Source organism: Streptomyces caeni (assembly GCF_042678285.1).
Classification (GTDB): Bacteria; Actinomycetota; Actinomycetes; order Streptomycetales; family Streptomycetaceae; genus Streptomyces; species Streptomyces caeni.
Genome location: NZ_JBHUDX010000019.1, coordinates 39,763 through 51,081 on the forward strand (window position 1 = coordinate 39,763; position 11,319 = coordinate 51,081).

The following is an 11,319-nucleotide window of genomic DNA, read 5'->3' on the forward strand; positions in this document are numbered from 1 at the left end:
GCAACGGCCTGGCCGGAGCGGAACTGCCGCCGGAGGTGCGGCGGGCCATGGCCCGGGGCGGCGGGCATGTCGCCCGGCAGACCGCGGAGGAACTGCGGCGCTACTGGGATCTGGCCTTCGCCCCGCACTGGGCGGCCGCGAAGGCCACCCTCGGCTCGGAGGTCGACCGGTGCGCCGGGGTGCTGGCCCGGCACGGTGCGGCGGAGCTGTTCAACTCGCTGCACCCCGGCATCCGGTGGGCCGACGGCACGCTGCGCGTCGACAGCCGGTTCACGGTGGAGCTGGCCGTGCCCCTGGTGGTCGTGGTGCCGTCGCTGGTGGCCGCCGGGCCGGGCATGGCCGTGGACCCGGTGCGGGGCGGGCGGCAGCCGCCGATGGTGGCCTTTCCGGTACGCGGCGCAGCCACCGCGCCGGCGACCCCGTCCACCGAACGGGCCCGGCTGCTCGGCCCCACCCGCGCCGGGCTGCTGGCGGGGCCGGCGAGTCCGCCGTGGCCGGCCCGTCGCGCGCGCGGCTGCTCGTGACCCCGCCGGGTGCACCCGCGCGTCACCCCTGCGCAGCGACCGGCTCCCGTCGGCCGCGGGGCCGCGGACGCGCGGTGCGGAGAGCCGGAAGGACGCCGCAAGTGCCGTACGGGGTATGGCTAGGGCCCGAAACCCGGCGGCGCCCCCTGACCGGCCGTGGTCAGCGCTCCCCCGGCTCCCGCACCACCGCGACCTCCCCCGGCCCCACCGTCACCGACCCCGGCACCGGCTTGCCGGTGAGGAGCTCCACCGCGTCCTGGGACACCGGCACCTCCGCGCCCCGCCCGGCGTGGTCGATCACGAACAGGTAGTCCGCGGACGGGCCCCGGCGGCGCACCACCTCCACGCCGTCCGGAGCCGTGCGGACGGGGGCCACGCCCGCCTCCGTGCGGATGCGGCGCAGGAGGGACCCGAGAGTGGCCGGGTCCGGCTGTGTGGCCAGGTACCAGGTCGTACCGTCGCCATGGGTGTGGCGCGTCACCGCGGGGACGCCCTTCAGCGGCCCCTCCGCGTAAGAGGTCACCGCCTCCGCCCCCTCCGTGCGCAGTCGTTCCGACCACAGCCGTGCAGTGCCGCCCCCGCTCAGGGCGAGCGTCTCGTCCGGCAGCAGCGGGAAGAGCTCGTCCGACCTGACTCCCAGGGCCTCCCGGAACGCCCCGGGGTAACCGCCCAGCCGCACATGGCAGTTCCCGTCCACCGCCCCGCTGTGGAAGCCGACCGCCAGGGTGCCGCCGCGCTCGGCGAAGCCGATGAGGTTCGCCGCGTCCTCGTCGCCGACCAGGTACAGGCTGGGCACCAGCACCAGGCGGAAGGGCGAGAGGTCCGCGTCCGGGCGGACGAAGTCCACCGCGACGCCCTCCCGCCACAACGGCTCGTACCAGGCCCGGACCAGGTCCTTGAAGCGGAGCCCGGCACTCGGCTGGGAGGGGAGTTCCAGGGCCCAGCGCGCGTTCCAGTCCCAGACGATCGCCGTCTCGGCCGTGCCGGTGCTGCCGCGCACCTCCGCGAGCGCCTTGAGATCGGCACCGAGGCGGACCACGTCCCGCCAGATGCGGCTGTCCTCTCCCGCGTGCGGCACCATCGCGGAGTGCCACTGCTCGGCGCCCGCCCTGGAGGCCCGCCACTGGAAGAAGGCGATGCCGTCCGCGCCGCGCGCCACGTGCGCCAGGGCGTTGCGGCGCAGTTCGCCCGGGCGCTTGGCGCGGTTGACCGGCTGCCAGTTGACCGCGCCGGTGGAGTGTTCCATCAGCAGCCAGGGGCCGCCGGCCAGCGAGCGCGTCAGGTCGCCGCTGAGCGCGATGTCGATCTCCGGCTCGGGGTCGGTGGAGATCAGGTAGTGGTCGTTGGAGACCACGTCCGGTTCCGGGGCCCAGCGCCAGTAGTCCAGCGCGTCGAAGTCCGGCATCACCATGAAGTTGGTGGTGGCGGGGATGCCCGGGGCCGCGGCGCGCAGGACGTCGCGCTCGGCCGTGTACAGCGCGAGCAGTTCGTCGGAGCAGAAGCGGCGCCAGTCCAGCCGGTGGGACGGGTTGGGGACGGCGCCGGTGGCACGCGGCGGCAGGATCTCGTCCCAGTCGTGGTACCACTGGCTCCAGAAGGCGGTGCCCCAGGCGTGGTTGAGCGCGGCCAGGTCGCCGGCGTACCTCGTCCGCAGCCAGCGCCTGAAGGAGGCCGCGCTCGTGTCGCAGTAGCAGGCCGCGTTGTGGCAGCCGTACTCGTTGTGCACGTGCCACATCACGACGGCCGGGTGGTCGGCGTACCGCTCGGCCAGCCTGCCCGCGATGCGCAGGGCGGCGGCACGGTAGGCGGGGCTTGAGGGGCAGAACGTCTGCCGGCTGCCGTAGGAGAGGGTGCGGCCGCCGGGGTCGGCCGGCAGCGCCTCGGGGTGGGCCCGGAAGAACCAGGCGGGCGGCGCGGCCGTCGGCGTGGCCAGGTCGGCGGCGATGCCGCCCGCGTGCAGCAGGTCCAGGACGCGGTCCAGGCGCGAGAAGTCGTACACGCCCTCGGTGGGTTCCAGCAGCGCCCAGGAGAAGATGCCGACGCTGACCATGGTCACGCCGGCCTCGCGCATCAGGCGCATGTCCTCGGCCCAGATCTCCTCGGGCCACTGTTCGGGGTTGTAGTCGCCGCCGTAGGCGATGCCGGGGACGGACAGCGTGGGCACGGGGGCGGGCGGGGTGACGGGGTGGGGCACGGTGGTTCTCTTTCGCACGGGAGGGGCCGGCCGCGGCCGCCCTGGGCCGGGCCGGGGCGTCAGCCCTTGCTGGCGCCCAGGGTCAGACCGCTGACAAACTGGCGCTGCAGCACGAAGTACACGATCAGCGTCGGGATCGCGGTGAGCAGGGCGCCGGCGGCGACCAGGTTGGGATCGGTGAAGTACTGACCGGACAGGTTCTTCAGGGCGGAGGTGATCGGCATGTTCTCGCCGGTGGAGATCAGCACGATCGCCCAGAAGAAGTCGTTGTAGATCCAGATGGACAGCAGCGTGGCCAGGGCCGCCATGGCGGGGCGGCACAGCGGCAGCACGATCTGCCAGTACATCCGCCACACCGACGCCCCGTCCACGAGCGCGGCCTCGGTCAGCTCGTGCGGCAGCATGCGCATGTAGTTGCTCAGCACGAAGGCACAGAAGCCGGACTGGAACGCCACGTGGATGAGGACCAGGCCGAGCGCGGAGTCGTACAGCTTGCCGCTGACGGTGATGCCCGGCAGGTCGACCAGCAGGTAGAGGCGGTACAGCGGGGTGATGACGACCTGCTGCGGCAGCAGGTTGCCCGCCGTGAAGACCAGCAGCAGCGCCAGGTTGAGGCGGAAGTCGAAACGGCTGACGTAGAAGGCGACGCACGACGACAGGAACAGCGTCAGCAGCACGGCCGGGACGGCGATCAGCAGCGTGTTGCCGAAGTAGTTCGTCATGTCGGACTGGGTGAACGCGCTCGTGAAGTTCCCGAGGCTCAGCTTGTCCGGCCAGGACACATAGCCCTTGGCGCTGGTCTCCGAGTACGGCCGCAGCGCCGCGTACACCGCCCACAGCAGCGGCGCGAGCCAGGCCAGCGCCGTCCCGGCGAGGAAGACGTGCAGCAGCACCCGGGCGGGGCGGGTGGGCGGACACCGCCTCGGCGCCGCAGCCGCCGTCGTCGTGGTGGTGGAGGTGCTCACGAGCGGCGCTCCTTCCGGAAGGTGCCGACCAGGTACGGAATGATCACGCCGAGCGAGATCAGCAGCAGGACGACCGCGATCGCGGACCCGTATCCGATGCGGCTGGACTCACCGATGATGTTGTTCGTCACCAGGATCGACAGCAGTTCGGTGCCGTGGGCCCCGCCGTTGAAGACGAAGACGAGGTCGAAGGCGCGCAGAGCCTCGATGATGGTGACCACCAGGACGATGGTGTTGGTGGGCCGCAGCGTGGGGAAGATGACGTTCCTGAACGTCTGCCACTCGTTGGCGCCGTCCAGGGCCGATGCCTCGCGCAGGGACGGGTCGACGCCCTTCAGGCCGGCCAGGTAGAGGATCATCATGTAGCCGGTGTGCCGCCAGGAGGCGGCGATGAGGACCGCCCAGAGGTTGAGGTCCGGGTCGCCGATCCAGTCGATGTAGTGCCCCGGCTTGTTCGCCCCGATCAGGCTGTTGATCAGGCCCGTGTCGGGGTTGTAGACGAGCTGCCAGACGAATCCGATGACCGCGAAGGACACCACGACCGGCAGGAAGAACGCCGTCTGGTAGACCCTGCTGAACCGGATCCTCTTGTCCAGCTGCACGGCCAGGAACAGGCCGAGCGGGGTGGGGATCAGGATCAGTACGACGAACCAGACGACGTTGTGCTGGACGGCGGGCCAGAACTGCGGGTTGCTGGTGAACAGTTCCCTGAAGTTCCGCAGCCCCACCCAGGTGATCGAGTCGAAGCCGATGCCGTCCCAGGTGGTGAAGGCCAGGGCGACGGAGGCGAGGGCCGTGAGCCACACGAGTGTGATGTGCAGGACCGTCGGCACGCCCGCCATCAGGCCCAGGGTGAGCCGGTCGCGGCGGGTGAGCAGACGGCGGTGCCCTCGGGGGGCGCGTTTCTTCTCGCGCGCGCCCGCAGGCGGCACGGCGGCCGCCTCCGGGGTCCGGGTGCCGGTGTCGGTGGTCATGACGAGGTGAAGATCGTCTTCTTCTGGCGCTCGATGGACGACAGCAGGCCGTCGGCACCCTTCGGGTCGCGGACGAAGTTCTGCAGCGAGGGCTGCATCACCGTGGAGGTGAAGTCCGGGCGGCTGTCGCGGTCCATGAACTGGGTGAGGCTCTTGGCGCCGCTGATCATGTCGTACGCCTTCTTCTGCAGGGCGGTGTACGAGGAGGTGTCGGCCTTGCTGGAGGCGGCCACCACGCTGGAGTCGGACTTGAGGTAGATCTGCTCGGCGTCCGGAGTGCCCAGGTACTCCAGCAGTTTGAGGGCGCCCGCCTTGTTCTTCGGGGCCTTGCTGAGCATGAACCCGTCGGTCGGCGCCTCGACGGTGTCCTGGCCGTACGCCGGGTTGATCTCCGGGAAGGCGAAGAAGTCGAGGTCGTCCAGGTCCGCCTTGTCGGTGAACTGCTGCGCCACGAAGCTGCCCAGCAGATACATGCCGGCCTTCTTGGACACGAGCGTCTGGGCGGCGTCCTGCCAGGTGCGGCCGACCGCACCGTCCTGGTGGTACGGCAGCAGCTCGGCCCAGTGGTCGAAGGCGGCCTTCACCTTGGCGTCGGTCCAGGATGCCTTGCCGGCCATCAGCTGGACGTGGAAGTCATAGCCGTTGAGGCGGAAGTTGATCTGGTCGAAGGTACCCATCGCGGGCCAGGCGTCCTTGTCGCCGAAGGCGATCGGGATCAGCCCGTCCTTCTTCATCTGCTTGCACAGGGCGACGAGTTGGTCCCAGGTGGTGGGGACCTGGTAGCCGTGCTGCCGGAAGACGCTCTTCCGGTAGAAGAGCGCCCAGGGGTACGTGTACAGCGGCACGAAGTAGTACTTGTCGTCCTGACCCTTGCTCAGGGCCTTCATCGCGTCGGGGAAGTTGCCCCCGATCGTCTGCCACACCTCGTCGATCGGGGTGGCGAGCTTCTTCGCGGCGAAGAACTGCATGCGGTAGCCGGCGAACCAGGTGAACACGTCGTCAGGCGTGCCCTGGAGGTAGGAGTTGATCTGCTCCTGGAACGTGTTGTGGTCCTTGGTGTTCACGTCGACCGTGATCCCGGACTTCGTCTTGTAGGCCGCGTAGATGTCGGCGAACGCCTTCTTCGGCACGGCGTCCGAGGCGTTGGAGCCGAGGGTGACGGTCTTCGCGTCGCCCGCTGCGGTGTTGCCGCCGCAGGCGCTCAGCAGGGGCACGGCCGCGCCGAGCGCTGCGGCGCCGCCTATGCCGCGCAGCAGGGCGCGTCGGCTCGGGCCTGGGAGGGAGAGACCGGACGGAGAGGGGTGCATGACGGCTCCTGGAGGCAAGGATCGGTCGCGATGCGCCGTATCGAGTTAGTCAGAATCGATCAGAAACCAACCGGACCAAACATCGTGGCGTAATAAGAGCCGCACGTTCGGTATCTCGTCAAGGGCTGGAGCCGGATTTGTGGAAACGTAATCGACACAGGCTTGATCGCTTCCGCTCACAATCGGACAGTGCACGGACGGCCCTCCCGAGTGGGGCCCAACCTCCTGGGGCACGGATCCCACCGCCCCGCCGACCGCCCCGGGGCACTAGGGGGTGTTTCGAAAGTCCCGCACAGCACCGGCGCCCGGCACGCTCCCCCAAGCTCTTCGAGCAGGGGGCACCCCCACTCGCCGCACCGGCCGAAACCCCAAGTACGTCCAGTACGAGGGCCTTCGTCCGGCAGGCCGAGAGCACGCACCGGACACCGCGGGCACCGCACAGCACTTCCGAAACACCCCCTAGCCGATCCGCACCTCCCGCGAGACGGTGACCTGGTCGACGTCCGTCGTGCGAACCGTCGCCCTCATCGTCCAGGTACCCGGCAGCGGGAGGTTCACCGAGCCCGCGGCCCAGTAGCCGCCCCGGTCGGTGAGTTTCGCGTCCAGGGGGCCGATGTTCCGCTCCTTGAGCGTGAAGGTCAGCCGCAGTTCGGGAACGGTCGCGATACCGCCGTCGGGTCCGTAGACCAGCGCCTGGACCGCGTTCTCTCCCGCCCGCGCCGGGGTCAGTTCGATCTGCGCCCTGCCGTGGCCGCCGCGCGCGCCCATGTCGAAGGGAACCATGACGGTCAGGCCGACGGGCTGCTCGGCCGCGGCCCTCGACGCCGCCTCCTCGGCGGCCGCCCGGCCCGGCTGCGCACCCGTCAGCAGCGTCGTGATCACGAGCACCACGACCCCGGTCGCGGCCTCCGCCAGCACCGAGCGGCGCAGCGCCCGCCGGGCGGGCACCGGCTCCGCATCCGCCGGCACGTCCCCGTCCGCGCCGCGGTCACCACCCGGGCCGCCGTCACCCGCCGGGCGGGCACCGTCCGCGCCGCGGTCACCCCCGGGACCGCCGTCACCGGCCGCGCGGCGGTCACCACCCGGACCGCCGTCACCGGCCGCTTCCGCCTCGGCCGCCGCGTGGCCGTCACCCGGGAGGGCCCCCGCGGGTCCCGTCGCCGCCACCACCGGTCGCCGCACCCGCTCCGGCAGCACGGCCCCCGCCGGCCCCGCCGACCCCGCACCCGCCACGGCCCACCGTGCCGTCCAGCGGCGCGAGGACGACGCCGCCGCCAGCAGCGCCACCACCGCGATCAACTTGGCCGTCAGCAGCCTGCCGTAGGCCGTGGAGGTGAGCACGTCGAGGGAGCCGAGGCCCCGCCAGGACTGGTACGCACCGGTGGCGGCCAGCACGGCGACCGCCCCGAAGGCCAGGCGCGAGAAGCGGGCGACGGCGGAGACCGGAAGGTCCTCGGGCGTCCGGTGCAGCGCCGTGAGCAGGGCCGCCAGACCTCCCAGCCACACCGCCATCGCCAGCAGGTGCAGCACCGCCGAGGCCATGGCCAGGGGAACCTGGATGCCGGCCGCGGCGTGCTCGGACACCGCCCAGGTGACGGCCAGGGCGAGCGACAACAGCCCCACGCCCGCCGTGTGCCACGCGCTGCCCCGCCGCGCCCCTCCGGTCCGGCTCAGGGCCACCGCCGCCACCGCCAGCACGGCCACCCGTGCCAGCAGGGCGAGCCCGGGGCGGCTCGTCACGGTGTCGCGCAGCACCACGGGGTCGAGGGCCGCCGCCGGGCCGCGTCCCCTCTCGTAGGGGCCGCGCAGCAGCAGCAGCGCCGCCGTGGCGGCCATCAGCGTCCACCAGCCGCCCACCAGCAGTCCGCGGGCCGCGGCCGCACCGGTGACCCGGGTGAAGACGGTTGTCCCCAGCAGCAGGGCTAGACCGCCGTAGGCGATGTAGCGGGCGATGTCGTAGAGCATCGTGGAGGCCGCGTCCTGGGCCGTGTCGGACGGCAGGACGGCCGTCGTCGCGGACGGCTTGCCGACGGAGAACGTGAGGGCGCCGGACGCGGGATGGCTGTCCGCCGACACCACCCGCCAGGCCACGATGTACGTGCCCTGCGCGAGGTGGGCGGGGAGCGTGACACGCGCGGTGTTCGCCCGGCCGTCCGCGTGTTCCTGCCGGCCGGTGTGCACCCGCCGGTTCCCCGGGTCGATCACGCGGACGGAGTCCTCCAGCAACCCGACCGACTCGCTGAAGGTGAGGGTGACCGCTCTCGGCGCCGCTCTCAGCACGCTGCCGTCCACCGGGTCGGCGTTCTTCAGCACGGCGTGCGCGGACGCGGAACCGGCGCCCGCGAGAAGCAGGAGCGCGGCGAAGGGGATCAGCAGCGGCACGAGCACCGGGCGCCGCGTCCGCCACCCGCGCGCGACCGCCGCCGAACTCCCGCCGCCCCCGTGTGCTCCGCCCACGTCACGTCTCCCCCATCGCCTGTCCCGGGTCCCCGGTTACGTACGGACGCGGGGAGCCCCGCGCTCAACACGGCGGCACCGGGCGCCCGTACGAAGGTCACGCCATCATGACCGGCGGCCGCGTCACCAGGTGGGCCGGGCCGACATCCCGCCGTCCACCACCAGGTCGTGCCCCGTGATCCAGGACGCGAGCGGCGAGGCCAGGAACACACAGGCGTCGCCGATGTCCTCCGGGCGCCCCAGCCGGCCGGTGGGCACCGCCCGCCTCCACCGCCGCACGCCTTCCGGCCAGTCCTCCGCCAGGCGGCCGGGGGTCTCCCCTGCTCGAGCGGAGCCGAGAGCTCGGGGGAAATCAACGAGGCCGGGCGAGACCGTGTTGACGCGGATGCCGAACGGGCCGTATTCCAGCGCCGCCGACCGCGCGTGCATGACGACGGCCGCCTTGGACGCACAGTAGTGCGCGTGCATCGGAGCCGGGTGCGTGGCCTCGATGGAGGCGATGTGGGTGACGGTGCCGCCGCCCGCCTCCCGCATGACCTGCACCGCCGCCTGCGTGCACGCGAACACGCTCGACAGGTTGGTGTCCACCACGGCCCGCCAGTCGGTGGCCGTCATACCGGCCAGTTCCTGCACCGGCTGCACCCCGGCGTTGTTGACGAGGGCCGTCAGTCGGCCGCCGCCCCACTCGGCGGCGTCCCCCACCAGGCGCCGGCACTCGTCCTCGACGGTGAGGTCGGCCTGGAGCACGACCGCCCGGCCGCCCGCCCCACCGATGCGCGCGGCGAGGTCACGCGCCGCCCCCACCGCCGTACGGCAGTGGACCGCGACGGCCGCGCCCTCCTCGGCGAACCGCAGGGCGATACCACGGCCGATGCCGCCGCCCGCCCCGGTCACCAGGGCCACCTGCCCCTCCAGCAGGCCGCTCACGACCGGCACAACCCGGCGATCCGGGCCGCCTGGGCCGGGTAACGCGCGGTCAGTTCGGCCGCGTCGCCGTGCTCGTACCCGTCGTAGGTGAAGCCCGGCGCCATCGTGCAGCCGAACAGCGCCCAGGATCCGCCGGCGGCCACCCGCCCGCCCGTCCACGTCCCGGCCGGAACGGTCGACTGCACCTGCTGGCCGCCGAGGACGTCCGGTCCGAGGACGACCGTACGGGCGTCACCGTCCGGGGCCAGGAGCAGCAGCTCCAGCGGATCCCCGAGGTAGAAGTGCCAGACCTCGTCCGCAGGGAGGCGGTGCAGCGCCGAGTAGTCGTCCGGTGCGGCGGTCAGCAGGGCGACGATCGCGGTGCCCTCCGGCCGCCCGTCCGCCCGCATCGGCCCCGTCCAGGTCCGTCGGAACCGTCCGCCCTCACGCGGAATGGGTTCCAGGCCGTAGTGGGCGATCAGGTCATCAGGGGTCACGGCAGGCAGGCTAGCCTCCGAAGCCCGCCGCCATCCCCGTCCGAGGCCGCCATGGACCGGGGAGCACCCCGGCCACCCGTGCGGCGCTTGCCGAGGGTGCCCCGTCAGCCGCCCGGACGCGCCCGGCTGGCAGCCCGCTCGTCCCCGGCCTCAGCATGGATCATGACCGAGGCATCGAGCGGCTCCTCCTGGAGCCCGGAGTACGACGACCGGCGGGTCCACGCCCAGCGGGGTCAGCACCAAGCCGCGCCCCCGGAACCCGAGGGCCCCCTCCACCTCCTGAGCCGTGCCGCCTGGCAGGCCGTCCTGATGACCGGTGTCGCGTCCCTGGTCCTGGGGATCCTGATCCTGGTCTGGCCGGGCCCGTCCCTGCTCGTGGCCGGGGTCCTGTTCGGGCTCTACCTGCTCATCAGCGGCATCCTCCAGCTGGTCGCCGCGTTCGGCACGCACAAGGCCACCTCACTGCGCGTCCTGGCGTTCATCAGCGGCGCCCTGGCGATCCTGCTGGGCCTGTTCTGCTTCCGGGGCCCCATGGAGTCGATCCTCCTGCTCGCGCTGTGGATCGGCATCGGCTGGCTGATCCGCGGGATCACCCAGACCGTGGCCGCCGCCCACGACCCGACGGTGCCCGCGCGCGGCTGGCAGATCTTCCTCGGCATCGTCGCCTTCCTCGCCGGGGTCGTGCTGATCGTCTCCCCCTTCACGTCGCTGGCCGTGCTCACCCTGGTCGCCGGCTGGTGGCTGGTGGTGGTCGGCGTCGTCGAGGCCGTCACCGCGATCCGGATCCGCGGCCGCGCCGAGGAGATCCCGCACGCGGTGTGACCCACGCCGGCCCCCACCCGTATGACCGGCGTCAACCTCGCACCCGTCTAATCCCTCGTGCGAGGGAACCTTACGGCCGACACGGTGAACGGGGCGCGCCGGGCGGGGAGACGACCCTCATGAGCCCCGCCCCGCATGACCCTCGCACCGTTCGTCGGTATGCCTGGCTGCGGGTGCTCGTGGCGCTCGTCGCGCTGCTCGCGGTGGGCGCGCACACCGAGGCGGTGCCGGCCCCGGCCGCCTCCGCGTCGGCCTCCACGGGGACGTGCGACGCCGAGCACGACGTGCTCGACGCGGCGCTGCGACCCACGGCCCCCCAGGGGCAGGGCGGTGTGACACCGCAACGCCCCGGGCCGCGGACCGGCGACGTGCCGCCGGAGCCGGCCCCGCCGTCCCGCACCCCCGTGCGGCCGCCGCACTCCCCCGCCCTGCGGGCCCTGCACACCGTGGTCCTCCTCTGCTGACAGGTCCGGCTTCCGGAACCATCACCCCCCACCAGCAAGGCGAGGACACCCTCATGCCCAGTGACCCCTACGCGGCTCTGCACGCCCTGGTGCTCGCGGAGGCCGTGCGCACCACGAAGCCGAACCCGGAACGGGACCCGGAGCCCGGGGAGGAGCCCCTGCCCCCGGCCGCCCCAGAGCAGGAACACGACTAGCACCACAGCGGGCGC

General features: G+C 72.6%; 10 protein-coding genes and 1 pseudogene. 4 read left to right on the forward strand and 7 right to left on the reverse strand.

What is annotated here, in order from left to right:
- Positions 1-524: pseudogene (locus ACFSL4_RS07545) on the forward strand (hypothetical protein); the annotation flags it as partial.
- A 160-nt stretch (positions 525-684) separates the two neighbouring features.
- Here the strand turns inward: ACFSL4_RS07545 and ACFSL4_RS07550 are convergent.
- The 7 genes from ACFSL4_RS07550 to ACFSL4_RS07580 all read right to left on the reverse strand — a co-directional run bounded on the left by ACFSL4_RS07550 (position 685) and on the right by ACFSL4_RS07580 (position 9,824).
- A complete protein-coding gene (locus tag ACFSL4_RS07550) occupies positions 685-2,718 on the reverse strand; it encodes a beta-galactosidase (RefSeq protein ID WP_381079845.1) in 2,034 nt (677 codons plus the stop codon).
- 59 nt (positions 2,719-2,777) lie between these two features.
- Entirely contained in the window at positions 2,778-3,683 is a 906-nt protein-coding gene (locus ACFSL4_RS07555; RefSeq protein WP_381079847.1) for a carbohydrate ABC transporter permease, read from the reverse strand.
- A complete protein-coding gene (locus ACFSL4_RS07560; protein ID WP_381079849.1) occupies positions 3,680-4,657 on the reverse strand; it encodes a carbohydrate ABC transporter permease in 978 nt (325 codons plus the stop codon). The genes ACFSL4_RS07555 and ACFSL4_RS07560 overlap by 4 nt, the downstream gene beginning before the upstream one ends.
- Positions 4,654-5,964: an ABC transporter substrate-binding protein gene (locus tag ACFSL4_RS07565; RefSeq protein WP_381079851.1), complete on the reverse strand. Its 1,311-nt coding sequence runs from the start codon at positions 5,962-5,964 to the stop codon at positions 4,654-4,656. Before ACFSL4_RS07565 ends, ACFSL4_RS07560 begins: the two co-directional genes overlap by 4 nt.
- Positions 5,965-6,423: 459 nt before the next feature.
- On the reverse strand, positions 6,424-8,421 hold the full coding sequence (locus tag ACFSL4_RS07570; protein ID WP_381079853.1) for a copper resistance CopC/CopD family protein: 1,998 nt from the start codon (positions 8,419-8,421) through the stop codon (positions 6,424-6,426).
- A gap of 123 nt (positions 8,422-8,544) precedes the next feature.
- Positions 8,545-9,357 (reverse strand): SDR family NAD(P)-dependent oxidoreductase, encoded by an 813-nt coding sequence (locus ACFSL4_RS07575; protein WP_381079855.1) that lies wholly within the window; start codon positions 9,355-9,357, stop codon positions 8,545-8,547.
- Positions 9,345-9,824: a cupin domain-containing protein gene (locus ACFSL4_RS07580; RefSeq protein ID WP_381079857.1), complete on the reverse strand. Its 480-nt coding sequence runs from the start codon at positions 9,822-9,824 to the stop codon at positions 9,345-9,347. Before ACFSL4_RS07580 ends, ACFSL4_RS07575 begins: the two co-directional genes overlap by 13 nt.
- Positions 9,825-9,986: 162 nt before the next feature.
- On the opposite strand from ACFSL4_RS07580, the gene ACFSL4_RS07585 reads away from it, so the two are divergent.
- The 3 genes from ACFSL4_RS07585 (at position 9,987) to ACFSL4_RS07595 (ending at position 11,304) form a co-directional block, all read left to right on the forward strand.
- On the forward strand, positions 9,987-10,646 hold the full coding sequence (locus tag ACFSL4_RS07585) for an HdeD family acid-resistance protein (protein ID WP_381079859.1): 660 nt from the start codon (positions 9,987-9,989) through the stop codon (positions 10,644-10,646).
- 119 nt (positions 10,647-10,765) lie between these two features.
- Entirely contained in the window at positions 10,766-11,110 is a 345-nt protein-coding gene (locus ACFSL4_RS07590) for a hypothetical protein (RefSeq protein ID WP_381079860.1), read from the forward strand.
- A gap of 53 nt (positions 11,111-11,163) precedes the next feature.
- Entirely contained in the window at positions 11,164-11,304 is a 141-nt protein-coding gene (locus ACFSL4_RS07595) for a hypothetical protein (protein ID WP_381079861.1), read from the forward strand.
- Positions 11,305-11,319: the final 15 nt, after the last annotated feature.